Origin of the sequence: Mesobacillus boroniphilus JCM 21738, from assembly GCF_000517385.1 — a bacterium.
Taxonomy (GTDB): Bacteria; Bacillota; Bacilli; order Bacillales; family Cytobacillaceae; genus Mesobacillus; species Mesobacillus boroniphilus.
In genome coordinates, this window is record NZ_BAUW01000057.1 from 1 (window position 1) to 26,350 (window position 26,350).

Genomic DNA, 26,350 nt, shown 5'->3' on the forward strand with positions numbered 1-26,350 from the left:
GGCGCTTTCGCTTTTCTTTATGTCCAGCTCCAGCGCCTAGCCCCTCGAGTCGCTTCGGTCCTGCCAATGAAGTCAAAGAACGACTTCACCGTCAGGCCCTCCAGCGCTTGTCGGGGCTGACCAAGGCGCTTTCGCTTTTCTTGTTAATTCCGGATTGGCGGAGCTGTTTCTTCTGGAGAGAGCTCGCGGATCAGGACAGGTACTGGATAGTTGACTCCTTCCTTTTTCTCCAGCTTGATTGCGTATAGTGCCTGGAGTGCCTGATGGTCTTCTTCCCGGAAGGTCATTTTCCCTTTCGGAGTATCAAAGCTCATCCCTTCCATTGTCTCGATCAACTTTTGGGAATCGGTGTCACCTTCTGTTTTCCTCAAAGCCTCTACAATCGCCATTGCAGCTGTCATGCCTCCTGGCGTAAATAAGTCTGGAAGCTCGCCGTTAAAGCGTTTTTTATGTTCCTCAACTAGCCATTTATTGACGTCATTTTGCGGTAGGTCATGATAATAAACAGTGAAGCCTTCCATGCCGACAAGTGGCTCCATCGTTGCAAGTGCAGCGATATCAGGTGCACCAGTGGAGATTTTGATGCCTTTTTCCTGGACCTTCATGTCTGATATCTGGTTCCACGGTGAATTTGCGCCAGCCCAGACGACAAATAAGTAATCCGGCTTCTGGTCGATAATTTTTTGGATGTTGGAAGTGAAATCAGTAGCAGCAGGGTCGGCATATTCTTCATGGACGACTTCTGCGCCAAGTTTTTCCGCTGCTTCTTTGAACGCTGCGACGCCATCACGGCCAAATGAATAATCCGGAGCAAGAGTCGCGATTTTTGTGCCCTCCTTCGCGATTGCAGCGGCACCCGCAACAGCATCCTGTGAAGAGTTACGTGCCGTGCGGAAAATATATTCATTGAATTCAGAGCCTGTGATGCTATCGGCTACAGCCGGCTCTACGATCATGATTTTTTCATATTCCTCGGCAAGCGGCAGAACTGCCAGCGTGTCACCTGAACTAGAAGAACCGACCAGGAAGTCTACCTCATCCTCTTCAAGAAGCTTCGTCGCTTTCTGGACAGCTACTTCTGGTTTCGTTTCTGTGTCTTCAACAATAAATTCGATTTTACGTCCCGCCACCTCATTTGTTCCATTAGTAGCGTATTCAAGTCCCAGCTCGAACCCGCGAAGTGTCTGCTTTCCGTAAGCCTCAAGTCCGCCTGTTTGCGATGCCAGCACACCAATCTTGATCGGTTCCGTGTTCTTCGGTTCATCTTTTCCTTCTTTTCCTTCTTTCCCTTCAGTACCGCCTGACTTCTCTGTTCCCGATCCGCTGCAGGCACTTGTAAACAACAGGACCAAAATGAGCATAAAAGATAAAACAAAATTCCGTTGACCAGCTTTCATTTCCTTTCCCCCTTTAAAATGGTGATTCCAAAGCCCACAAGCTTTGACATCATCTTAAGAAACGGTAGTTACAAATGAGTTACAACAGTCTGAAGATGTTCAGTTGTTGAAGCTGAAAAATTGAAGAAGATAGGTTTATATGAAACTAATAAGAAGCTTATTCCGTATAGAGAGGTACATAAAAGGGGACAACTTTAACGCAGGAGTGATTTATAAATCCCGGCATCGGTAAAATGTAAATATCATTTTAAAATTTCCAAATAAAATAGTATCCCCTCCAATTTTTATGGCAATAACATTACTAAATTGCCTAAAACGTGGAGGGGAATTCTATGCAGGGAATCTATTTGATCAATGAAAAGATTCATATAAACGGACGATCCAGGAATGAAAGTGTTGAAATCCAGCAAACAGCCCTGCGTAATTTTATGAATAAAGAGAGTGTGGTACCAGTAAAATTAAATCCTTATCAACTGAACCAGCATTATACGATCCCACACGCCTTGCTCTATGATTTAAAACAATATAGAAAGCAGATTGATTGCCTGCTGATGTACTCCAATGAGTCTATCGAGGATTTCGCTGCAACCTATCCTGCGAGATGGATGATCCTGAAGAGTTATTTTGACCGCATTTTAACTGTGGCGTAACAAGTATGCCCCAGCCTGTAAGTCTATTGATTATGTCCTTCAATGATCATCTCATACATATGCTTTGTTGGTTCCAACGGAGTGACTCCGAGTTCCTCCTCTAACACTTCACTGCATTTTTTATACCACCGGATTGCCTGGGGGCGATTGTTCTTCCGGTAATAGCAAAACATCAGCAATCGATAGGCTTCCTCCCATGTTCTATCCCTGTGGAGGATTTTTTGACACCAATGAATGGCAGAATCATAGTTTTCACGCCTTACATTCAGCTGCGCCAGCTTCTCCGCACTTCGCAAAAAATAAACAAGCAGCCGTTCTCGTTCATTGAGGCACCAGTCCTCATACCGTCGTTCAGGAAGATAATCCCCATTATATAAATTCAAGCACGCTCTAGTTCTTCCATCGATTTTTCCGTGTTCTTCTCTACAAGACCGGCTTCTGCCCATTCCTCAAAAATCCGCGAGTCCAGCTCAATCGCTGCCTGGGGGTTAATTCCGTAGCCTATTCCCTCCCTGATAATGAAAAACGGGGCTGATCTCGCTATGCGGGCAGGCTCCAGTACATTATTCAAAGCATTCAGAGCAACTTTAAAATCCCTGTCTGCACTCTTTTCCTCATGGACTGGCCAGAGAATCTGGAAAATATCCTCCTTCATCAGAAACTGGTTCCTCTTTGTCAAAAAAAGCTGGAACAGCTCTTTTGCCTTCCCCCTCTGCCAATCCCTGTCCTCCACTTCCCTGTTCCCTAGCCAAAGCCTGAATTGACCAAGCGTTTGGACCCTTAATGTATAGCCAGGATGGGCATTCAGACGCGGGATTTTCAAATCCTCCAGCAGCTTTTCAGCATAGCCGGGCATAATTGATTGCTTTACTGCTTGAATGAGCATCGGTGCGAAAACCTGCAAGTCCCGTGGGCCAAACGTTGTCCGTTTTTTTAGGAAAAATTCATATCCGCCTGTCTTCATCCTTTTTAAAAAGATTGAAAATGCTGTTTTGAACTCAGGAACGTCATTTAATGAGTAATAATAGTAGGACTTCCAAAACGCATGCAGCATGCTGCCATATTCATCACCACACTGATTGATTAGGCTCTCTGCTTTACGAAGATTCTCACTTGCCTCCTTGTGCCTGTCGTTGTATATTGACGCGATGGCCAGACAAAGAGTAATGAGTGCTGATAGCCAGACATCCTTTACCTGTTCTGTTTCAAGCAGAGCCTTTCGACCAGCCTCAGCAGCCCTCTCATATTCACGCCTTGATCCGTAAAGAATGCACAGGCCCATCAGCGGTTCTGCCTTCCCTCGTTCAATGCTCAGACGTCCCATGATATCAAGTGCAGTTTCATAGCATTTTTCAGCGAGAGCCAGATCGTATTGTTCGTTGAGTTGGACGGCATGCCCCATCCTGATCCATCCGCAAGCCTCCACAAATGGAGCCTGGATATCAATGCCATGCTGGATTCCTGATTGAGACAATGTCTTCGCCTGCATGCCATTGCCTGTAAAAGCTTCAATCAATGCCAGCAGTAAATCTTTCTCCCTATGTGATTGAGGCAAATTCTGCTTTTCATCCAGATGGCCATTTGTTTTAACATCACTTAAAATCCTTCTAGTTTCTTCAAATCGGCCGGTCCTTAAAGTTAGCCGGGCTTCCAGGTTTCCATCCTCAATGTGGACACCCATTGCCCTTGCCCGTTCAATCCATTTTTCCGCCTTCAATGCCTGTCCGGAATTGATCAGGTTTTCAGCAAGAAGGCGATACAGCCTTCCCGTTTCCTCGGCAGCACCATCAAGCATCGCTGCTTCTCGAAGCTCTATCGCTTGAGCTAATATACGTTCAGCTTTAAGCGGCTGAATCGTATCAAGATAAATTTTCGCCTTTCCTTCAAGCGCCTTGCTTTTCCATTCTGCATTTCCTATCCTGTCAGCTGTCTGGATCGCCTGTTCATAGCATGCTTCCGCTTGCTTGTACAATGAGCGGTATCGGTAAACCTCACCTTCAAGAAACAAAAGTGAGCAATAGCGGCTTTTATCTTCGAGCGGGATTCTCGCTAGCCGCTCCTGCAGATTCTCGAGCTTGCCCATTTCGAGCAGCTCCATTCCCTGCTCATCCATAATCGCGGCAGCAGCACGGTATTGGCCAATTTTCTCATAGCAGTATAAAGCCTCTTCCCAAAGCCCTTTTTTTTCAAAATAATGTGCACTATCCATCATTAAAACTTTGTATTGTTCAGGCTGGCTTGTGATCAGCCTATTCTCGAGGAATTCGCGGAAAAGAGCATGATACCTGAACTGCTGCCGCCAATCTGTTGGATGAACAGGTTTTTCGCAGTCAGCTGCTCCAACATCTGGATGGAACCGTTCATGCCGAGGATATGGTCGCATACATCCGTACTTAGTTCTTCAAAGATGCTTGTCTGTTCGAGGAATTGCTGAATCATTGGAGGCTGTTTCGAAAACACTTCATAAACCAGATATTGAAACAGATCCTCAAGCGACTTTGCCGGCTCTGCCAATAGCTCATCAAGACTCTGAAGGTGAGGCAGCCGCTGAGCGATCATTCCAATTGCTATGACCCAGCCTTCGGTAATGTTATACAACTGGTCAAGTTGATCGCCACTAATAGAAATTTGATGAAAATCAGAAAGGAGCAGCTCGATTTCTTCTTTTCCAAAAATCAAATCTGTCTTCGAAACCTCATTCAATTCATTCCGAGCCTTCAACTTGGCAAGAACTCTCCAACCGGGCTTCGTTCTCGTCGCGATGACAAGATGAAGATGTCCCGGCATATGCTCCAGCAGTTTTTCCAACCAGACATTGATATGATAGGAATGCTCTATTGCTTGGAAGTCATCAAGGATGACAATGATTTTCTCAGGTATCTGGAGGGTTTCATTGATGAAAAGCGAAGAGAGCATGCTAAGTTCCTCTTCTCTTATATAACGGTCCATTTTTTTCATATAAGTGATTAACTCATGGCCAAAATTCGGGAACAAGGTTTGAATCGCGGCTGTCAAATAGGATAGAAACGGAAGAATATCGTCATCGGAAGAAGTGATTGTATACCAGCAGCATGACTGGTTCTGATCCTTGACATGCAATGCCAGAGCCGTGCTCTTTCCATAGCCGGCACCTGCCTGGATGATGGTCAAGGGCTTTTCGGTAATCGCTTTCATTTTTTTCGATAATTTGGCCCGCCTGATCCATTGATCCTGTATGCCAGGAACAATTAATTTTGTCTTGATCAATGGCAATGTTCCCTGCATATAATCTCCGCCCTGCTTTCATAATAATGATGCCAGTTTAACATAAACGAATTAAAAAAAGACTCGAAAATTGACGAGTCTTTTCGCTTCGCTATATGTATTGTCAGAACGATACACCCATTTCTTCGATTGGCCAGTATCTAAGATTAACCTTGCCAACGACTTGATCTTCTGAAATGAAACCAAACTGCCTGCTGTCCCAGCTTCCAAGACGGTTATCGCCAAGGACAAACAATTTTCCTTCCGGCACTCTTTCAACCCCGGTCAAATCCTCAAGAGTAAAGTCACCGGTTAAATAGCTTCCGTGTGATTGCCCGCGGTAATGTTTCAAGAAAGGTTCCTTCACTTGTTTTCCATTGATGAATAACATGTCCTCGCGATATTCCACTGTATCGCCTGGCAGGCCAATGACGCGCTTCACAAAGTCTTCTTTCTCATTGGCATGGAATACAATCACGTCAAACCTTTCAAGATCTTCCGTCTCATATCCCAGTTTATTGACAACGACTTTATTCCCGTCTTCCAGTGTAGGAAGCATGGATTCCCCTTCAACTACATAATTGGAAAAAAAGAAAATCCTGATAAAGACAAATATGATCATTCCAAGAGCAAAAGCCTTGATCCATTCAATCCCTTCCCTTTTCACGATTTCTTTCATCAACTACATCACCACCTGTTATCCTGTTCCTGCTATCTGTCATTATCGTCTTTTCCAACACTCATATTCATTTTTATCTCAATTCTTTTGCCGATATACCACAAGATAGCGATTACTGCCAAAACGATAGCAGTTCGCGCGGGATTAGTGATTAAAGAACGAATATCATAACCTACAAAGCTGATCGTAAAAATCATCACCATTTTTCCCGTTATCACTGCAAGCATATACTGTGCCATGCTGATTTTTGATAGCCCTGCTACAATATTGACGAGGGCAGATGGTGTAAAAGGGAAACACAGCATGAGGAATATTGGGCCAAATCCATGGCGTTCAATCCAGTTCATCCCTTTCTGGACTTTTGGATGGCGTTGTAAAAATCTTAGGACCCGCCCCTGGCCGTACCTGCGAAAAATCAAGAAAACGAGCAAAGCACCGAGAACTGCTCCCGTCCAGGAAAAGAGAAATCCAAGCCACAGCCCAAACGCGTTCGCATTTGCCATGACAAATAGAAACAATGGCAGGAACGGCAAAAAAGCTTCCAGCATTGGCAGCAAAATTCCCGGAATCGGTCCAAATGAACGGTATTGGTTGAGCAAATCCATTACGTTTTCGATTGTAAACCATTCTTTCATCAATTCAACATCCATTGAGATCTCCTTGTCCAAAACACTCGGTAATCAGAATCCCAAAGAGTTCTGATTACCTTATCCTATTTACCTCTTAAAGATAATTGTACACCTCAAATTCTATATTTGGGTAATTTTTAACAGCTATCTATTTAGTTAAAAAATTCTGCAGCGCGGTTCTGTTTTCTTCAAAATCTATCGCCAGTACTGCTCCTGCACCACTCACCCTCTGGTCCTCGAATGACCCTTCAACCGGTATCCTCATTGTTTCGATATTCCGATTATCCTTTGAGATCAATCCTTTTCCCATAAATAAAATATCGCCTGTATCCATGTTGGTATTAATAAACGGCGTTAGAACTCCAACCAATTTAGGGAGCTTCGGCAGTGTCTGGATGCTGGCGAACTGTTTGCCGACTTCTTTTATGACGTTTTGCTGGCGTTCTACACGGCCAAAATCACCTACTGCATCCTGGCGGAACCGGACATATCCAAGCAGATGTTTTCCATCCAGTCTTTGCAAACCTGGTTCCAGTGTGACACCAATTCCCTCTGACATTTTCTTTTCAACGTTAACTTCTACACCTTCTGGGAATGCTTCATCAATTAAACGGACAAACCCTTCAAAATCAACGATTGAATAATATTGGAGGCTTACATCAAAGTTTTCCTTTATTGTCTGCCTCAATAGTTCCGGGCCGCCAAGAGCAAACGCAGCATTGATTTTATTCATCCCATGTCCCGGAATCTCCACATACGTATCCCTCATGATCGAGGTCAATTTATATGACTCTGTATCTGGATTATAGCTGGCGATCATGATCGTATCCGAACGCGAAGTTTCTTTTGCTCTTGCGTCACTGCCGATCAGCAGGATATTCGTGAGGCCATTGCGGTCACTCTCGCCATTAAAATGGTATTCCTGCTTGTTTTCTTCCGCCGTCTTTTCCGAATCATTGACGCCAGAACGGTATTGCATATAGGAATACAGCGCAACGGCTCCCACCAGCAGGAATAGCAGTAAAAAAATGCTCGACCACCTGATTCGCTTTTTTCTTATTTTGTGTTGATGCCTATCAGATCTCATTCGAAAAACCCTTCCGGTTTATAGTTATTGATACAACATGGATTTTTATTAAGCTCTTTACGTTAACTTGTTGCTTTCGCTTTGTTTTGATTCATGTCCATTTGATCCGAAGGCTACAGTCAACGAAATACTTTATTTCTATTTTCCTTCTTTATCTATAACCTTAAACTTATCTGGAGAATTTTTCAAAAATAAACCCGCGGCAGGAGCATTTGCCGCGGGGTGAAAAACATCTTAAATTTTTACAAGTGACTCTTAAACCAATCGACGATTGACCCCAAACGGGCTAGACGGAGATTAGGCTTTCCGCTTCTTGAAAGCTCATGGTTGGATTCTGGGAAGCGGATGAACTTCGTTTCCTTTCCCTGTCTCTTCAAGGCGATAAATAACTGTTCAGCCTGTTCAATCGGGCAGCGATAGTCCTTTTCGCTGTGCAGAATCAACAATGGAGTATTCATTTTATCCACATAGGCGAGAGGAGAATGCCTCCACAGTGTATCCAACTCACTGAGATCAGCCTGGATCTGCCACTCTGTAAAATAGTAGCCGATGTCGCTGACACCATAAAAACTGATCCAGTTTGAAATCGAACGCTGAGTGACGGCTGCCTTGAATCTGTCAGTATGTCCGACAATCCAGTTTGTCATGAACCTCCATAGCTGCCGCCGGTCACTCCCAATCTATCCTTGTCAATGTAATCGTAATTTTCCAGCGCGTAATCGACAGCGTCCATCACGTCCTGGTAGTCCCCGCCTCCATAATCACCGCGCACGGCATTGACGAATTGCTGCCCGTAGCCATGGCTGCCGCGTGGATTGATATAGAGGACTGCGTAGCCTTCAGCTGCCAGAACCTGGAATTCATTGAAATACGAGTTTGCATACATCGCGTGCGGTCCCCCGTGAATCTCGAGAATCAGCGGATATTCCATGCCTTCTTCATACCCCGCAGGCTGCATGATCCAGCCGTTCAGCGGTGTACCGTCACTGGCCTCGAAAGAAATTTGTTCCGGCTGCGATAAAGTGACAGACTCCAGAAACTTATCATTTACGGACGTCAGTTGTTTCACCTCACCAGTCATCACCTCAAGCTGGAACAGTTCCCCTGGGAGCACTGGATTGCTTATAGCTGCAACAATTCTCTGGTTTTTCCGGTCCAATGTATACCCAAACACATGCTGCTGGTCGAGGAGTGCGGGATACACTTCACCAGCTAGGTTTGCAAAATATAAAACGGTATTGCCCTGGTCGGTCGCAAGGAAATAGAAGCTCTGACTATCTTCTCCCCAGATCAATCCAGGGCTGTGCGCTCCCTGATGGAAGTCTGCGGCAACAGCGTCTCCAACAAGGATATCCATATTCTCTGTGACGCATTGGATGTTGCCAGTTTCGAACTCCTGAATCCAAACCTGGGTTAAAGTTGCATTCTCAAACTCTCTCTCATGCCCTGTATAGCCAAGGTATCTTCCGTCAGGTGAGACTACTGCATTCCCAAAGTAGCCAGTTCCGTTTGTGAGCTTCGTTCTGTTCCCTGTCTCGATATCCATCAGCCATAAATCACTTTTGAACGAGAAATCGCGTTCAGGTGATTCATCAGCCGATAATACAAGGCTTTTGCCATCAGGAGACCAGCACTGCAGGTTAAAGTCCATTTCACCTTTTGCCACTACTTCTGCGTTGCCATCAGCAAGATTCACAATGACTGTCTGTCTATACTTGCCGTCCCAGAAGCCAGCTGCATCTGATTTATATTTCATTTCCTCGGCTACAAACGGTTCCAGCTTCTTGTCGTCCTTCTTCTCTTCTGCTTTTTCAAGTAAATCTTCGTCAGGCTTCAAGGATACAGAGCAGCCAATTCTTTCTCCATCCGGGGACCAAACGGGACCATTCGCACCATTCTTGAAATCAGTAGCCTGCCTTGCTTCCCCGCCAGCAGCTTCCAGAACAAAAATCTGATTCTTGCCGCTGCGGTTCGAAACGAAAGCCAGTTTCGTTCCATCCGGAGACCATCTTGGGGAATGGTTACGATCTTCACCGTAAGTCCATTGCTTCGGCTCTCCGCCCTCTTCAATGTCAATTATGTATAAATTCGAGACATAATCATTCTTTTTCTCCAACATCTCTGTCTGGACAAACACACACTTCTTTCCATCAGGTGAAAACTGTGGATCAGTAACGGACTTTAATTCAAATAAATCCTCTGCATTAATAAATCTCTTTTCCATCTCGGGAGCCATCCTTCCAAAGTTAAATTGTTCACTTTATTATTTCGTTAACAGAAATAAATCTCCTGCTATTAGTTCAATGTTTTTTAGAATAAGCCAACGATGTACCAGCACTGCAAGTTTCCTTTTATTTTGGAGAAGATGATAGTGGGGAGTGAAATTTTTTTACCTCTTGAAATCCTCCTGAAAATCCAGTACGATAATTACGAACAGATGTTCTTATTATATTTTGAAGGGACAGAGCAAAATGACAAGGATTCCTGAAAAAGACCGCGATATTATGGAGCAGGCCATCTATTTGCCGATGGTACTGGTCGTGCTCAATCGGGATCTTTCTGTCGTTGAAAATAGTCCATTTAAACTGAAGAAGCCTTATTTGGAGCTAATTGAAGAAACAATGAAAGCAGTCCAGAAAGAACTCGCTATTGTGAAAAGCTACCTCAAAAAGAATAACCTTAAGGTTGAAGAAGTAAAACGGGATGACGCATTCACCATGTTCCTCTTCATCTACAAAGGCTACGAAGAACAACATAACTACTTCAATCCCCGCATCCGCAACAAAGTCCAGGAATTGATGGTCCACTACCTATTCAAGCGGTTTAAAACAGAACAAAAAGCGCAAGCGCCTCGTTCAGCCCCGACAAGCGCTGGAGGGCCTGACAGTGAAGTCGTTCTTTGACTTCATTGGCAAGACCGAAGCGTCTCGAGGGGCTAGGCGCTGGAGTTGGATTAAGAAAACTTTATATAAAATCATTTAATAATTCTGGACAGCAATTGAAAAAGAATCCGGCTGAAAAACCGGATTCCTTGTTTTAGTCTTTATATACCTCACTGACAAGACTGGCATGAGGATATCCTTGTGAGTCATTGAACCTTGGACCATGGAGAAGGTATAGCGCTTTTCTTTCGGTTTCTTTCATCCTCTGCATGAATTTGGTGCGCAGCAGGGATGTCCTTAGCAGCTGGTTTTCAAATGAATGATGGGATACTGGCAGAATCATGGATTCCTTATTCCTGAAGGTAACCTGTGTACTGTGGGCGTCCACCTTCTTATGGAATAATACATGCTCATGTGAAACCCATATGCAGTCCGGTTTTGTAGGCGAGCTTGTAGGCATGAAATATATGGAGCTTATAGGGTCGACAATGATGGGGGTTTTATGGGTAATCCCGGTAAGCTGTTTCGTTCCCTCTTTCCTGCCTTCGTAGCTGCTTCCAAAATAATTGCAGCTTTTCTTGATAATATCTATTGGTCTGAATGGGGATAAATACTCCTCCTCCAGCTCGATCACCCTGGAGTAAATCCTGCTGCCGTATTCTTCAGGAATAATTATCATGGTAAAAGGATTTATTTCGTACTCTTCTACTAAGTTCCTTGCGTTTCCTGTCATTCCTTCACCTCCTAAAATACCTTATACCCTATTTTACCATAAGTGTTGAAATTTTCTTTACTTACGCAAAAAGTTCTATTTTTAGCCACAATTAATATGACAATATAAATTTTCTAAAAATTATAAAAAATTTAGTTGATTATCTTTTCAATAATCCATATAATATAAAAAAGGTCTAAGAGGTGAGGTCAGTGAAAGAAAAATCGCATTCTGAAGTCATGAAGGCAAGTGTGATGAAACGCATTAAAGCCAAGGAATCTTTTGTTCTGGACCTGTATGTTGACATGCTTATTTCCGAGATACAGCTGAATACTAAAAAAGAAAAACTGATGACAAAAATTGATAAGGCAATCGATGACCGTGATAAAATTCTATTTTTAACATTGACGGAAGAATTGAAAGATCTTAACAAGCAATTCGGCACTTAGATGAGTGATATCCCTATATAGGGATATTTTATTATTTCGAAATAAAGACAGCTTTCGATTTGATATTAAATATTTTCACCAGGAGCCAAATTTGTATGGATCAATTGTTATTAGCTGTTTTGATTTGCCCTCAGTTGCTGGCCGGTCATTGAGTTTAAAAAAGAAAGCCCTCATTGTTTTGAGGGCTTTCTTGCTTAGTATTCATCTTCCTGTTCATTCCTCTTCTCAACTTCATAATCTTCGAGCCGAGAAATTCGTTCCAGCATTGTTGGATGTCCGTAACGAAAAATTTTCACAAGCAATGGAGGATTTACCTGGCTGAGCCCCGCCTTCGTCAATTCCTGGAAGGCAGAAATCGCCGCATCGGTATTTTCAGTCATCTCAATAGCGTACCGGTCAGCCCTTGTTTCCTGGTATCGTGACACAAGATTGGAAACGGGACTAGCCGCAAACATAATCATCGAAAGGAACATCAGGAACAACGGCAGTGATCGTAAGTCACCAGGGTACTGCAGCTTGAATTCCTTACCCCATTGCTTGATCGCCCAGTTCATCAGTCTTGAGACAAAGTAAAGACCGAACAAGGAAAGAATCAGATAACCGGCAATCCCGATATATAAATGCTTCTCCACATAATGAGCCATTTCATGGGCCATGATGAATAGGATTTGGTCATCGTTCAACCTGTTCAGAGTCGTATCCCAGAGGACAATCCTCGAATTTGAGCCGATACCCGCAACATAAGCATTAAGAGCGTTTGTCTTTTCAGCCATATCCACTTCAAATACATGTTCAGCTGGAATATTTGCCTGTCGGGCAATATCAAGGATTTTTGACTCCAGCTCTTTATTTTTCAAAGGAGAAAAATCATTATAAAGCGGGTCGATTACAACAGGCTGCAGGAACATGATAAACAAAGTAAACGGTACAGATAGCATCCACGCAAAAAGCCACCAGAATCTTTTGAACTTGTTCATCAGCCAGTAAAGGACAACGACAATGACGAACATCATTGCATAATTGATCCAGAAATCAATCAACTCATCCTTCATCCACGAGGCGAATGACTGTGTGGATATATTATAGGTCTTAGACAGCGTATAACTGATGTAACTAAGAGGGAAAGTCGCGATGTAAGCAAAAAATGAAAGCCAAATCAAATAAATCGCTGTTTGGCCATACTTATTCTTCGCCGTCTCTTCTCCCCATTTCTTAAAAGCCTTTGAAAGTCCCAGGAGCAAAATCAAAAAGTAAAACAGCCATTCAAAAGGTGTAGACAGGAAAAACAATAAATTCCTAACTTTTGAGTATTCCTCGCTCAGCATTAATTCCCTTCCGTTCAAAAACGTTGCCGGGTCCGCCCTCGAACCTTGGAACTCAAATGGAAGACTGCTATCTGCAAAGTGAAATAAATACCAGTAAACCGCGAAACCATAGAGCACATAGGCGATCACACCGTAAAAACCCATCTTTCTCGCCATAGCTTCTCCCCCTTTACGTACAACCATGTCTATAACTATTTTAATCCTTTGTCCTAAAAATAGAACAAGTTATTAATAGCTGGGGAAGATGCTTAGCAACATTTATTAAGTTCTTCGGCTCTTCCACTTTTCGGGTACATGTTCCTCCAACATGAAATTGTTTGCATAAGGGCACCTTTCGGCTTAAATGGTACCCTTATAGAGGAACATTGGCTTGCATAAGGGTATCTTTCGGCTTGAATGGTACCCTTATAGAAGTACATTGGCTTGCATAAGGGGATCTTTAGACTCTATCGGTACCCTTATGCAAGAGGAATGGCTTTAATGTGGAGTAAGGAGAATGCACCTTATTTAAAAAGTATAAAGGGGTGTTTAGTTACCTATACGCTGAAAGAAATTCCACTTTTCTCTGTTTATTCATCAATTTGTTTTTAACACCAAAAGGGTACCAGGAAATCTCCTGGTACCCTTTATCTTTAATTCAGATAGCTATCGTCAATCAATGTTTTGAACTCAGGCTTATCCTTAAGGAACTTCAATGCGTAGGATGAATCCGAGAAGTCCTGGATTGCCTGCGCATCGACTTCATGGGTAAACCCAATTCGTTCCCAGGCAAGCTCGACAACATCTCTTTCAAGCTCCTGTCCTGTTGTTTCTTTAATGTCTTTAATCGTAATCTCCTGTGCTTCAGCTGGGTTTTCATTGATGAATTTCACAGCCTCTTTATGTGCATCAATGATTTTTTGAACGGTTTCCGGGTTTTCCTCAATCATTTTTCCGGATGTGACCATTACGGATGCAGGAAGCGTTTCGCCGAAGGATACTTCATCCCAGCCAATGACGACTTCTGCACCTGTTTCTTTTTCAATGACAGCTGCCCATGGTTCAGGTGCTACAGCGATGTCCACCTTGCCTGCCTTAAGCATCGCTGCGTATTGTGCCGGCTGGCCAGTAAGGTGTTTCATTGTTCCGCCGATACGCTGTGATGTGATTCCCTGCTCTTCAAGGTACGTTTCATATTGGACGTCATGAGTGCAGCCAACACCCGGGGTGATGAATGTCTTGCCTGCGAAGTCTTCAACTGAGTTGATCTCGACTCCCTTTCTAGCCAATACGACTGTACCGCCAGTCGAAGCACCTGCAATGATTTTAACATCTGCACCTGTGGAGTAATTGTTCATCGCCGGACCTGGTCCAACAAGACCTGCATCGATTTCACCTGTTTTCAGTGCAGTCATGAAAGAACCGCCTTCTGCGAATGTCTTATATTCGATTGTGGTTCCATCGCCAAGCTGCTGTTCAAAGAATCCCTTATCTTTTGCCACCATCGCAGGTACGTGGTTGATGTTCGGAAAGTAGCCGATGACGATTTTTTCCTTGCCTGCTGAGGTTGACGTTGAACTGCTTGAACCGCAACCAGCGAGTACCATCGCGGCAGTAAACAAGAATGTTAAAAGTAATAAAGCTTTTTTCATATCTATTCCTCCTTTTTTTATGAATCAAGTCCCCAGCGATTGAGCACCGATTTTTCGATACGCTGGAAAATTAACTGGTCAACGATTGTTCCAATGACACCAATAATGATCATGACGCCAATCACGAGCCCCATGTCACCAAAGTCTGATGCGTAGCGGAGCGTGTATCCGAGTCCTGGTCCTGTGCTTAACAGTTCCCCTGCCATCAGGGCCCTCCAGGCAAATGCCCATGCCAGTCTAGAGCCGGTTACCACGTAAGGGATCGCTGCCGGAAAAATAACCCTCTTATATAAGTTCCAGCCAGTCACGCCCATCGTTTTCGCGGCCTTTATGAATAAAGGTGAAACATTTTTAATGCCCACTCTGATATTAAGTGTCATCACAAATGTTCCTCCGAGAACCACTACGAAAATAACAGCTTTCTCATTCATGCCGAACCACATGATTGCAAGCGGAAGCCAAACGATGCTAGGTACACTTTGAAACGCGAGGACGATTGTTCCAAGTGTTTCATCCGCCGTCTTGGATTTTGCGAGCAGGACTCCAAGCGCAGTCCCGATTACCAGAGATAGACCGAGACCAATCGCGAGCCGTTTGAAGCTGGCAATCAGGTCGTAGATCAAGGTTTTATCCTGGAACCCTGTTATTAGGGCCTCCAGAACCTTTTCTGGAGATGGCAGGATAATTGGCATCCACCATTCAAGCTTGCTTCCGGTGTACCAGAATGCAATGATTACCGCGAAAAATATGATTCTCTTAATGTGTGGATTCATCTGCAAGCTCCTCCCTGATGACTTTGTCTATCTCCGTCTTCAGATAACTCATAATATATTCTTCCAGTTCCACCATCTCTTTTTTGTGCTCATGGCGGGGTCTTGGAATCTCCACTTTAATATCCTTAAGGATCACTCCCGGCTTCGTTCCCATCACAATGATCCGGTCTGATAGTTTAATCGATTCAGAGATGCTGTGAGTGACAAACAGGATTGTTTTCTGAGTTTCTGCCCAGATCGTCTCTAGCTGTTCATGGAGCCGCGAACGTGTTTGTTCGTCCAGAGCGCCGAATGGCTCATCCATCAAAAGGATTTCCGGATTCATTGCCAGCGCCCTTGCAATCGCCACCCGCTGCTGCATTCCTCCCGATAGCTCGTGAGAATAGTGCGATAGGTATTTGCTAAGCTGAACCTTTTGCAATTGTTTCTTCGCCTCTGCTTCAGCCTGCTTCTTCGGCATTTCCTGTTTAAGCGGGAAGAGAACATTCTCCAGAACGTTCAGCCATGGGAACAGCGCTGCCTGCTGGAAGACCATCCCCCTGTCCTTCCCTGGTTTTTCTATCTTTTTGCCAGATACAATAATTTCACCGCTAGTAGCCGGAGTCAGCCCAGCCACAATTGAAAGAAGCGTCGATTTACCACAGCCAGATGGACCAAGAATCGATACAAATTCACCTTTATTCACTCCTAGATTAATATCTTTTAAAATATCAACCTGGTGATTATTTTTGTCTCCATATTGTTTGTGTACATTGATGATGTCTATAAACAATTTAACCACCCTATTCTCATAAAACTTATTAGTTTAGTCGGAATTAATAAAGTTAATTATAATCTATTCAGTCATATTGTCAACATTTCATTCTTTTATAAAATCTGCCAGCCGTTTTTATTGGATGATCATTTTTCAGTAAAAAAATAGACCTGCACTTCTGCAGATCTAAAAGAAATAAGAATATAAAGTCAAAACGGATATGGAGCCAATGACGACAACAATGACGTTCGCTCCCATAAGGGCAACAATGAAGGCCGCAGCTGCACCGATCAGTCCATACCAGATGTCTTCCTGAATGAACAGGATTGCCGGGAAGATCAGCGCGCCAAGAGTGGCATAAGGAACATTTTTCAGGACGCCCTGCAGGAATGGCGGAAGTTCTCTCCCCCGGAACATCACAAACGGAAGCATTCTCGGTATGTAGGTTACAATGGCCATACCAACAATCATGATGACGATTTCTTTACTCATCTGTTACTGCCTCCCTGCCCTTCTTTAATGTTTCTACTGCCTCTACAAGAATCGCTGATAGCAGCGTTGCCAGCACGATTGCCCAGCCAGTGGACATAAGTTCAGCCATCGTGAAAATGGAGTTGAACGCAGCTGCGAGTACGGCCAGGTATACAACTTTTACATTGCCTTTCATCGATGGGACTAGTAAGCCGACAAACATCGCATACAAAGCGACTGACATGCTTTCTTGAAGAGTCTGCGGCAAGCCTGCCCCAATGAGAAAGCCCAATCCGGAGAAAACGACCCAGCTTGAATAAGCGGTAAGGTTCAAGCCAAACATATACCGGGCATTGATAGTCCCCTCGCGCGTCGCTGCGACTGAAAATGTCTCATCCGTGATTCCGAATGAATAACCTATTCTTGCCCCCACTGTATCCTCTTCTGCCTTTTCATTCAATGAGGCTGACATGAGAAAATGGCGGATATTTACGATAAAGGTGGTGAGGATGACTTCAAAAATCCCTATGCCCTGGGCGATGAGGCTTAATGAAATATATTGTGCAGCCCCCGCAAACACAAGCATGCTCATCATCACCGTTTCCCCAAGCGCAAGTCCAGTGGTCTTGGCGATCAAGCCAAAGGTAAGCGCAATCGGCATATAGCCTATCGCAATGCTGATGCCTGATTGAATCCCTCTTTTAAAATCTGTTGCCTGCTTAACAGCCAATGTACTTTCCACTCGCTTCCCTCCTTTCTATTACTATGTAAAAAATTAAACTCCTTTAATCAATTAAAATATATTATACATACTTCCAGCACCCTGGAAAAGTATTTCCTTTACCGAAATAATTAGTTGGGTGAAAAAGTTTATGCATGGCAGGCTGCTAATAAAGCAGTTGGTCGATATATTTAAAAATGTGGTCGATATATTCGTGAATGTGGTCGATTTATCCGAAAAAGTGGTCGATATCATTAAGCTTTCCAACAGTTTCGGTCCCTCAACTTCGAGCTTGGCTTCAAAAAAGACTAAAAAACACGGCCGCGGCCGTGTTTTAATTACTTTCCTTTAAAATTTGGCTTCCGTTTCTCACCGAAGGCTGCCAGCGCTTCGAGTCGGTCTTCTGTCGGGATGGTTACTTCATATGCTTTGCGTTCAATTTGCAATCCTGTCTGCAAGTCTGCGTTCATTCCCTGCTTCACGGCGTACTTTGCCTGCTGCAGGGCCACAGGACCGTTCGCCAGCATCATGTCCGCAAATTTCATGCATTCATCAAGCAAGCTTTCTTTTTTGACGACAGCTGTGATGAGTCCATATTCAAGCGCTTCCTCAGCTTTCAGCCGGCGCGCAGTCAGAATCAGCTCAAGTGCTTTTGCTTGTCCGATCAATCTTGGCAGTCGCTGTGTGCCACCTGCTCCTGGGATAATCGCCAGGCTTGTTTCTGTCAATCCCATCTGTGTTCCTGCAGCAGCAACACGGAAATCGCAGGCAAGGGCGAGCTCCATTCCGCCTCCGAAGGCAAATCCATTGATGGCGGCGATCGTTGGCTGTGGAAGCTGGTCGACCATCGTGAAGATCTCGCCGATTTTATAAATGTTCCGCTTTACGTCCTCGTCAGACAAAGTACGGCGCTCCTTTAAATCAGCCCGACACTGAATGCCTTCTCGCCAGCTCCAGTAAAAATGACAACCCTGGCTTCACGGTTTGACCTTAGTTTTTCAACGGCTTGCTGTAATTCTCCGAGTGTTTCATAGTTAAAAGCATTTAATGCGTCCGGACGATTCAGCGTGATAATGGCTGTATGTCCTTCTAATTGTAAATCGATGTTTTCCATACTGATCAACTCCTTCTCCTTTGACATTCTAGTCAAAAGTGCAAAAATCCTCCCATTTACGGAAAAAGAGGCAGGCATAGGCGCCTGCCTCTCATCAATAAGTTATTATCCTTGTAATACCTGATTTTTCAGCGCTCTTCTTAAAATCTTCCCGGTTGTGTTTTTCGGAAGTTCTTCTAGGAACTCGATCGCGCTTGGCACCTTGTATTTCGCCAGGTGTTCGCGGGAATATTCGAGCAGCTGCTCTTCGGTCAGTTCAGGATTTTTGCTGACAACATAGCATCGGACTGCTTCGCCGAAATTCGGATCTGGTACACCGAGAACGGCAACTTCAACTAAGTCTGGGTGGTTGTATAATACTTCTTCGACTTCACGTGGATATACATTGTATCCACCCACCAGTATCAAGTCCTTTTTACGGTCAACGATGTAGAAATAACCTTCTTCGTCCATACGGGCGAGGTCTCCTGTGTACAGCCAGCCATCCTTAATTGTGGCAGCTGTTTCTTCTGGCATCTTATAGTAGCCTGCCATCACGTTCGGCCCGCGGACGATCAATTCACCAACTTCACCAGGAGCTACTTCTTCTCCCATTTCATTGACGACCTTATTCTCAACATTGACAATTGAGGTTCCAATTGAACCTGGCTTACGCGGACGGTCAAGCGGATTGAAGCATGTAACTGGTGCAGCCTCCGACAAACCGTATCCCTCTGAAACCATCACATTGAATTTACGCTCAAAATTTTGAAGAAGCGCAACTGGAAGTGAAGCACCGCCAGAAATGCAAAGTCGAAGCGATTTAAGGTCATCAGGATTTCCTTCTGGGTACTGGAACAGGAAATTGTACATTGTCGGCACCCCGGCAAAGACAGTAGCATCGTACTCCCTGGCAATCCGGAACACTTCCGCCGGGCTGAATTTAGGAACAATCAATAGCGTCCCGCCATTCATTAAAGGCGCATTAAGGGCAACTGTCAAACAGAAGACATGGAACATTGGCAAGGCGGTGATCACCTTGTCATCTTCATTCATCTTAAGGTAATCGCTTACATCTTTTGCGTTGCTATAAAGATTTTTGTGTGTAAGCATGGCACCTTTAGGCTTGCCTGTTGTCCCAGACGTATAAAGAATGACCGCGACATCATCATCATTTAATTCAGGACCCTTGAAACCAAGGTCTCCTGCACCAACGACATGTGTAAACGATTTCAATTTTGAGCCTAAAGAAAGCTTGGACATTTCTTCTTCAGACATCTGGCTCTGGCCTGTCTCCGCGATTACGAAGTTTTCGACCCCTGGCAGGTGCTGATGCATTTTTTCTGCGAGCGGCAGCATTAGATCCAGGCCAACGACTACTTTTACATCGCCATTGTTCAAGATATATCCGATTTCATCTGCGGTGTAAATTGGATTGATGGGAATAACTGTTGCACCGAGCCTTAGGGCTCCGTACAAACTGATGACAAAATGTGGAGAGTTTCCTAGCAACAATGCGATATGATCGCCTTTTTTTACCCCCAGTTTCTCAAGTCCAGAAGCAAACTTCGTTACAGTAGCATCAAGCTCTGCATAAGTGCTTGCTTTGTCCATGAAAAAATATGCCGGCTTATTGCCCAGCATCGAGGCCGTGTGATGAAGCTGTGATGAAAGATTCATTAACTCCCTTCCCCCTTTGCGGTGACAAGAGTCACCAAACTTTGTAAAAAGTTTTCTAAATATATTATATTGAAAGAAAATTATGGATTCAAGGAAAATATGTCGAAATTTTAACAATTTTACTTTTAGTAAATTAAAAACGCGGTGTCATCAACACCGCGTCCGTGAAATTAATATATTAAATTAATAAAGTCTTCTTTAGATATATTTCCAAAATAATGTTTGATATCAACTTCTTCCAAAGCCGAAGCAATCTGTGACTTCTCATATTTGATGCCTGTCAGCTTGTCCTCTATTTCGCTGACATCGCCTACACCAAAGAAATCTCCATAGACTTTGCAGTTTTCGATGATTCCTTTATTGACCTCAAAACGGACATCAATTTGCCCCACAGGGAATCGATGTGAATGCTGCAGGTTGAATTTAGGCGAATTCCCATAATTCCAATCCCAGTTCTGGTACCTTTCCTTCGAAAGGTCGTGAATTTTTTTCCAATCCTGCTCTGTTAAGACATACTCGGGAATATCATCCAGTCCCTCAAAAATATTTTTCAACAGAAGCGAACGGAATTCTTCGATTGTCACTTTTTCCGAAAGGAACTCGGAGATATTTGCCACTCGGCTGCGGATTGACTTGATTCCTTTAGATTCTATTTTGTCTTTTTTAACGTTAAGCGCAGACACTACGCTTTCGATTTCTGAATCAAACAATAAGGTGCCATGCTGAACATCCGCCCTCTTGTTGAAAATTGCGCATTTCCGGATATCTTCCTGCCTTCTGCCAACAGGTCGTTCCTTCCGCTTAATTCAGCGTTAACTCCCAGCTTCTTTAGTGCGTTCACCACTGGTTCTGTAAACTTTCTGAAATTGTGGAAGCTTTCTCCGTCGTCCTTTGTGATGAAGCTGAAATTCAAGTTTCCAAGGTCATGATACACAGCACCGCCTCCTGATAATCGACGGACGACATGGATGCCATTGTTCTCAACATATTCAGTATTGATTTCTTCAATCGTATTCTGGTTTTTGCCAATGATGATGGATGGTTCGTTTATATAAAAAAGTAAGTAAGTTTCATTAATGTCCAGGTTTTTCAAGGCATATTCTTCGATTGCCAGGTTAATCCTTGGATCCGTGATTCCTCTGTTATCAATAAATAACATGTTTGATTCTCCTTTTATAAGGTAATTTCGAAACCTTCCCTCGCAAGGGTAATCGGGCCATGGAATGCTTTTGAAGCTTCCGAAACAAGCTGGTCAATTTCACCATAATGTGGCAAATGGGTCAAGACTAATTGTTTTACACCCGCGCCTCTGCCAGCTTCCCGTTATCGCAGCTATTCATATGCCCTGCACCTTTGCCATCCTGGTTACCATAAAAGTTGCATTCTGAGAGCAACAAGTCAGCTGCGGATGCAAATGGGATGAACTCTTCCTTGAAAGAAGTATCCGCTATATACACAAGCGACTTGCCTCCTGCTTCGATCCGCATCGCGTAGCATGGAACCGGATGAACCGCAGAAATGAATGAGATCGTGAAAGGCCCTACGTTAAGCTTTTTGGCCGGATCATAAGCAACCCCTTTGGTAATGTTTTTATATGTAAGTTTCGCAAATTCCTGCTTGTCATGTGTATGTCCGTAAATCGGAAGCTGGGGAGACTTCTTGCCCAGAAAACCCTGAATGAGCCTGGCATGCTGTAATACGCCTATATCGGCAATGTGATCGGATGGTAATGTGACAGCACCAAAGCATCCAACTCTTCTGGCTGGACAAAATTTTGGAGTTTCGCCAGTACTCCGCTGCCAAAGTCTATCATTAGCCTAAATCCTTCATGTTCAAGTAAATATCCAGTGCTAGCTTCGTTCACCTTCGGGTAACCGCCCCAGAATCCTACTATTGTCAGCTTCAATGATTTCCCTCCTATTATCATGCTTTTTCTTTCACTATACTTCATTTTGCCCATTTTTTTCACTTTAACGCCTTTTTTCAGAAAATTATGATTGACTCTTCCTGCTCTGTTATAGTACAATAAAATAAATACTTAATCTGTATCAAAACACAATCTTATTTGGAGGGATCAGCATGATTGAAAATGTCGTAGAATTCTTTCGCAATTTGCCTGCAAAGCTATGCTCGGAGTGTGGAGAGAAAATTAATGAACAGCATGAATGCTATGGCAATAAGTGCGATGGATGCATGGATCCTGGCAAACTATAAAAACTGAATCGTTTTCCTTCCCCGGTTTTCCGGTGTAATACAATCCCTTTACTGCAGTTCTAAACTGCACATAAAAGCCAGCTCGTTCACAGAACGGCTGGCTCTTTTTATGGTTATTTTTGTACTACATGGTTTGAGGTGAAAAAAAGGTTCTTAATTTAATTTTAAGTAATCAAGGATCTTCGCTACAGCTGCTTCGCCCTGGTCGATACAATCAGGAAGGCCCACTCCTTCATAGGAGCTGCCGCCGACAAATACGCCCGGAAGCTCGTCTGCAAGATTATTCTTCAGGTTCGCTACTCTTTCCTTATGTCCTACTGTGTATTGCGGCATTGCCTCTTTCCAGCGGGAAACTACGGCAAATTCAGGCTGTGCCTGGATATCCATCGTTTTATTTAAATCCTCAAGAGCGATCTTGATGATTTCATCGTCCGAGAGCTCTACAATTGCCTCGTCACCCGGCCTGCCGACATAAAGACGGAGCAACACTTTCCCTTCCGGAGTAGTATGCGGCCATTTTTTATGGGTCCATGTGCAGGCAGTGATTGTATAATCACTATTCCGCGACACAACGAACCCGGTACCATCAATATCTTCTTTTATGACACTTTCTGGGAATGCCATTGCAACGGTAGCCACGGATGTTGAAGGCATATTCCTGAATGGATCAAAAATATGTTCATGATCTGAGAACATATGCAGTGCAGCTTCATGTGGTGCAGATACAAGGATGCTATCTGCGTCCAGTGTCTCCCCGCTGCTCAGCCTCATCCGGTAGCCATTTGCCTGTTTGCTTACTTTATCGACCCGGATTCCTTTTATCACAGAACCTGGTTCAAGTTTCGACTCAATGGCATCGACAAAAGATTGCAAACCTGAGGTCACGGTCAGGAACATTCCTTTTTTCTTTGCCTTACCTGTTTCAGCAGGCTTCATTTTCGCCGAGGGAGTCGTTTTCTTGGTGCCAAGAATCAGGCTCCCGTACTTCTGCTCCACCTGATAGAATTGCGGAAAAGTAGACAATAAACTCATATTATCAATATCCCCGGCATAGATTCCAGAGAGCAATGGCTCAATCAGATTTTCGACAACTTCATCTCCGAGCCTGCGACGGAAAAATTCACCTAATGACTGGTCTCCTTTCACCTTGGAAGGCGGCATAAAGAAGTCTCCTGCTGCCCGGAACTTGCCTGGCCATGAAAACAGGCCGGTTGTAACAAATGGACCTATCTGAGTAGGAATCCCCATCACTGATCCTCCAGGCATTGGGTGGAGCTTGTCCTTCACTAACACATACGATTTCCCGGTACTGTTATTGACTAACTTATCTCCTAAGCCTACTTCCCTGGCGAGTCGTCCTGCACTTTCTTTCCTTTCCAGGAATGAATCAGGCCCTCTTTCAATCACAAAGCCATCTTTAACATACGTCTGCATTTTCCCGCCAACACGATGAGAGGCTTCGACCAATTTCACATCAAGCGGAAGCCGGTTCTCCCTGGCATGCTTTTGCAAGTAGTATGCAGCTGCCAAACCAGTTATGCCGCCCCCAACGATTACAACTTCCTTCTTTTCTTTCACGGTAAATCGCCTTCTTTAAGTAGTTTTAGCGAGGCTCTTTTCGTAAGCTTGTTGCTATCTCAACCTGTATAAATGCTATGTTAATTCAGAAGTCTCCTCGAAAAGAGCAACGATACCAGTATTAATAAGGGTTTTAGAACATGTACGAAAAGTCACTAACAATGCGAAAACAGCTTAATGTGAAGTTGACAGCTTCTGTAAAATTACATCTGCCAATGCATCAATAAATTCTGGCTCTGTATTTGGCATTGCCGGCCTGTAATAGCTGGCCCCGATCTCATCCGTTACGATCTTGCATTCATAATCATTGTCATATAGTACTTCAAGATGGTCGGAAACAAATCCAGCCGGCACATAAACAAATGCTTTATATCCATTTGCCTCGCACAGGTCTCTCGTCAAGTCCTGGACATCTGGCCCTAGCCATGGCTCAGGTGTATTTCCTGCACTCTGCCAGCCGATCTCGTAATTTTTCACATTTGCCTGTTTTGCGATCATATCAGCTGTTTCTTTTAATTGTTCAGGATATGGGTCCCCCATTTGGAGAATCTTCTCCGGAAGGCTGTGAGCCGAAACGATCAATACTGCGTTCTCGCGCTCATCAGCAGGCATTTCAGCAAATGTTTCACTTACTCTGTCAGACCAGTACTTAATGAATTTCGGCTCATCATACCACTGTTCAACCGATACAATTTCAGGCCCGCCCAATTTTGCCGCTTCTTCCTTGGCGCGGCCATTATAGGATTTAACGCTGAAGGTGGAGAAATGTGGAGCCAGTACGATGCTGACCGCTTCTTCAATGCCATCATCATGCATTTGCTTGACTGCATCCTCGATGAACGGCTCGATATGCTTTAGACCAAGATACATCTTGAATTCGATGTCATCCTGGATGCTGTTCAAATGCTGTTCTAGCTTCTCGCCCTGCAGAGCGGTGATTTTCGCAAGTGGAGAAATACCTCCAATCGCTTCGTAACGCTGTTTTAAATCTTCTAGCATTTCCGGTGACGGAGTGCGTCCGCGGCGGATATGTGTATAATATCGTTCAATATCTTCTTCTTTGTAGGGTGTGCCATATGCCATCACAAGCAAACCCATCTTTTTCTTCGTCATGATTGCACCTCTTTTTCGTGTCTCTAAGCTTCTATTCTGCCAAATACCAGACCATTTTACCAAATGTAATGCTCTGAAGCAGAGTAAGAGACTATTTGCCTAATTTTGAGGCAGAGTATTCATGGATAAAAGCAGTCAGCTTTTTCAATGTTTCCGGGTTAACTGATGGGAATACACCATGCCCAAGGTTGAAGATGTAGCCTGGCTGTGCCATGCCCTGGTCAAGGATAGCCTTGGCTTTTTCTTCGATTACTTCCCAAGGGGCAAGCAGGATTGCAGGATCAAGATTTCCCATAACGGTTTTCTGGATTCCAAGCTCGCGAGCCTCACTAATTTGCAGACGCCAATCCAATCCTACTACATCAAGCGGAAGTTCGTTCCACTCCATGGCAAGGTGGCTTGCACCAACACCGAACATGATCAATGGAACATTCCTTCTTCAGTTCAGAAAAAATCCTGTTCATTACTGGCTTGATGAATGTTCGGTAATCCTGGACATTCAGCGCGCTACCCATGAATCAAAAATCTGAATAGCTTTTACCCCAGCCATGATTTGTGATTTCACATATGTAATCACCATATCGCCAAGCTTGTCCATCAATGCGAACCAGGCTTCTGGCTCTGCGTACATGAATGCCTTAGTCTTGTTGTAATTTTTTGAAGGGCCGCCTTCGATCATATAGCTTGCAAGCGTGAACGGTGCTCCTGAGAAGCCGATCAACGGTACAGACAGCTGTTCTTCTGTTAGAAGCTTGATCGTGTCGAGTACGTACGGAATATCTGATTCAGGGTTGATGGTACCTAGCTTTTCAACATCGGCCAATGTTTTTACAGAGTTAGAAATGACTGGGCCAATGCCTGATTTGATTTCAACGTCCACTCCCATAGCTGGCAGCGGTGTCATGATGTCCTTATAAAGAATCGCAGCATCTACACCATATTGCTCAACAGGCAGCCTTGTCACATAAGCACAAAGTTCAGGCTGGTGAGTAATTTCGAATAAAGAATATTTTTCTTTGATTTCTCTATATTCAGGCTGGGACCTTCCAGCTTGTCTCATATACCAGACAGGAACGTAATCTGTTGCTTCTCCTCTGGCTGCTTTTAAAAATGTATCATTAAAGATCTTGCTCATTAGCGGAAATCCACCTTTCAATAATGTCTGTATTCCATTGTAATATAAAAAGAATAAAATAAAAAACAACTATTTTTCCGAAGCGTAATTGGGGTAGTCTGACGTAATTTTAAAACAATAACTTAATAACTTGA

The 26,350-nt window shown here is 43.9% G+C and carries 20 protein-coding genes and 5 pseudogenes; 4 read left to right on the forward strand and 21 right to left on the reverse strand.

Annotation, left to right across the window (positions count from 1 at the left end; all coding sequences use genetic code 11):
* Positions 1-143 precede the first annotated feature (143 nt).
* Complete coding sequence (locus JCM21738_RS14680; RefSeq protein WP_034331191.1) at positions 144-1,361, reverse strand: substrate-binding domain-containing protein; 1,218 nt, start codon at positions 1,359-1,361, stop codon at positions 144-146.
* 368 nt (positions 1,362-1,729) lie between these two features.
* On the opposite strand from JCM21738_RS14680, the gene JCM21738_RS14685 reads away from it, so the two are divergent.
* The gene (locus tag JCM21738_RS14685; protein ID WP_023615365.1) at positions 1,730-2,047 is read left to right on the forward strand and encodes a hypothetical protein; all 318 of its coding nucleotides are present in this window, start codon (positions 1,730-1,732) and stop codon (positions 2,045-2,047) included.
* Positions 2,048-2,070: 23 nt separating this feature from the next.
* On the opposite strand, the gene JCM21738_RS25990 is transcribed toward JCM21738_RS14685, so the two are convergent.
* From JCM21738_RS25990 to JCM21738_RS14710, 6 genes and pseudogenes are all read right to left on the reverse strand, one after another.
* On the reverse strand, positions 2,071-2,430 hold the full coding sequence (locus tag JCM21738_RS25990; protein ID WP_243463036.1) for a bacterial transcriptional activator domain-containing protein: 360 nt from the start codon (positions 2,428-2,430) through the stop codon (positions 2,071-2,073).
* Between the two features lie 1,861 nt (positions 2,431-4,291).
* Positions 4,292-5,311, reverse strand: coding sequence for a winged helix-turn-helix domain-containing protein (locus tag JCM21738_RS27905; RefSeq protein WP_500778553.1), 1,020 nt, complete (start codon positions 5,309-5,311; stop codon positions 4,292-4,294).
* 103 nt (positions 5,312-5,414) lie between these two features.
* Positions 5,415-5,969 carry a signal peptidase I gene (gene lepB, locus JCM21738_RS14695; RefSeq protein WP_031307969.1) on the reverse strand — a complete coding sequence of 185 codons (555 nt, stop codon included), beginning with the start codon at positions 5,967-5,969 and terminating at the stop codon, positions 5,415-5,417.
* Between the two features lie 32 nt (positions 5,970-6,001).
* The gene (locus JCM21738_RS14700; RefSeq protein WP_023615368.1) at positions 6,002-6,619 is read right to left on the reverse strand and encodes a TVP38/TMEM64 family protein; all 618 of its coding nucleotides are present in this window, start codon (positions 6,617-6,619) and stop codon (positions 6,002-6,004) included.
* Between the two features lie 127 nt (positions 6,620-6,746).
* A complete protein-coding gene (locus JCM21738_RS14705; protein WP_023615369.1) occupies positions 6,747-7,685 on the reverse strand; it encodes an LCP family protein in 939 nt (312 codons plus the stop codon).
* Between the two features lie 242 nt (positions 7,686-7,927).
* Positions 7,928-9,909 (reverse strand): annotated as a pseudogene (locus JCM21738_RS14710) (S9 family peptidase).
* Between the two features lie 247 nt (positions 9,910-10,156).
* Here JCM21738_RS14710 and JCM21738_RS14715 point away from each other — a divergent pair.
* Entirely contained in the window at positions 10,157-10,588 is a 432-nt protein-coding gene (locus tag JCM21738_RS14715; protein WP_023615372.1) for a YhjD family protein, read from the forward strand.
* A gap of 133 nt (positions 10,589-10,721) precedes the next feature.
* On the opposite strand, the gene JCM21738_RS14720 is transcribed toward JCM21738_RS14715, so the two are convergent.
* Entirely contained in the window at positions 10,722-11,300 is a 579-nt protein-coding gene (locus JCM21738_RS14720; protein WP_023615374.1) for a competence protein ComK, read from the reverse strand.
* Between the two features lie 191 nt (positions 11,301-11,491).
* On the opposite strand from JCM21738_RS14720, the gene JCM21738_RS14725 reads away from it, so the two are divergent.
* On the forward strand, positions 11,492-11,728 hold the full coding sequence (locus tag JCM21738_RS14725; RefSeq protein WP_023615375.1) for an IDEAL domain-containing protein: 237 nt from the start codon (positions 11,492-11,494) through the stop codon (positions 11,726-11,728).
* A 194-nt stretch (positions 11,729-11,922) separates the two neighbouring features.
* On the opposite strand, the gene JCM21738_RS14730 is transcribed toward JCM21738_RS14725, so the two are convergent.
* From JCM21738_RS14730 to JCM21738_RS14780, 10 genes and pseudogenes are all read right to left on the reverse strand, one after another.
* Entirely contained in the window at positions 11,923-13,209 is a 1,287-nt protein-coding gene (locus tag JCM21738_RS14730; RefSeq protein ID WP_023615376.1) for a M48 family metallopeptidase, read from the reverse strand.
* A gap of 476 nt (positions 13,210-13,685) precedes the next feature.
* Entirely contained in the window at positions 13,686-14,684 is a 999-nt protein-coding gene (locus JCM21738_RS14735) for an aliphatic sulfonate ABC transporter substrate-binding protein (RefSeq protein WP_023615377.1), read from the reverse strand.
* Positions 14,685-14,701: 17 nt separating this feature from the next.
* Positions 14,702-15,457: an ABC transporter permease gene (locus JCM21738_RS14740; protein ID WP_023615378.1), complete on the reverse strand. Its 756-nt coding sequence runs from the start codon at positions 15,455-15,457 to the stop codon at positions 14,702-14,704.
* Entirely contained in the window at positions 15,441-16,229 is a 789-nt protein-coding gene (locus JCM21738_RS14745) for an ABC transporter ATP-binding protein (protein WP_023615379.1), read from the reverse strand. The genes JCM21738_RS14740 and JCM21738_RS14745 overlap by 17 nt, the downstream gene beginning before the upstream one ends.
* Before the next feature lie 168 nt (positions 16,230-16,397).
* Entirely contained in the window at positions 16,398-16,703 is a 306-nt protein-coding gene (locus JCM21738_RS14750) for an AzlD domain-containing protein (RefSeq protein ID WP_023615380.1), read from the reverse strand.
* On the reverse strand, positions 16,696-17,424 hold the full coding sequence (locus JCM21738_RS14755) for an AzlC family ABC transporter permease (RefSeq protein WP_023615381.1): 729 nt from the start codon (positions 17,422-17,424) through the stop codon (positions 16,696-16,698). The genes JCM21738_RS14750 and JCM21738_RS14755 overlap by 8 nt, the downstream gene beginning before the upstream one ends.
* Before the next feature lie 317 nt (positions 17,425-17,741).
* Positions 17,742-18,517, reverse strand: a pseudogene (locus tag JCM21738_RS14765) (enoyl-CoA hydratase-related protein).
* A 105-nt stretch (positions 18,518-18,622) separates the two neighbouring features.
* A complete protein-coding gene (locus JCM21738_RS14770; protein ID WP_023615384.1) occupies positions 18,623-20,176 on the reverse strand; it encodes a fatty acid--CoA ligase family protein in 1,554 nt (517 codons plus the stop codon).
* 170 nt (positions 20,177-20,346) lie between these two features.
* Positions 20,347-21,335: pseudogene (gene lplA / locus JCM21738_RS14775) on the reverse strand (lipoate--protein ligase).
* A gap of 14 nt (positions 21,336-21,349) precedes the next feature.
* A pseudogene (locus tag JCM21738_RS14780) lies at positions 21,350-22,082 on the reverse strand (MBL fold metallo-hydrolase).
* Between the two features lie 173 nt (positions 22,083-22,255).
* Here JCM21738_RS14780 and yhfH point away from each other — a divergent pair.
* Positions 22,256-22,390: a protein YhfH gene (gene yhfH, locus JCM21738_RS23410; protein WP_023615387.1), complete on the forward strand. Its 135-nt coding sequence runs from the start codon at positions 22,256-22,258 to the stop codon at positions 22,388-22,390.
* A gap of 153 nt (positions 22,391-22,543) precedes the next feature.
* On the opposite strand, the gene hemY is transcribed toward yhfH, so the two are convergent.
* The 3 genes and pseudogenes from hemY to hemE form a co-directional block, all read right to left on the reverse strand.
* Positions 22,544-23,968 (reverse strand): protoporphyrinogen oxidase, encoded by a 1,425-nt coding sequence (gene hemY, locus JCM21738_RS14785; protein ID WP_023615388.1) that lies wholly within the window; start codon positions 23,966-23,968, stop codon positions 22,544-22,546.
* 174 nt (positions 23,969-24,142) lie between these two features.
* Positions 24,143-25,081 (reverse strand): ferrochelatase, encoded by a 939-nt coding sequence (hemH, locus tag JCM21738_RS14790; RefSeq protein ID WP_023615389.1) that lies wholly within the window; start codon positions 25,079-25,081, stop codon positions 24,143-24,145.
* Between the two features lie 91 nt (positions 25,082-25,172).
* Positions 25,173-26,216 (reverse strand): annotated as a pseudogene (hemE, locus tag JCM21738_RS14795) (uroporphyrinogen decarboxylase).
* Between the last annotated feature and the right edge of the window lie 134 nt (positions 26,217-26,350).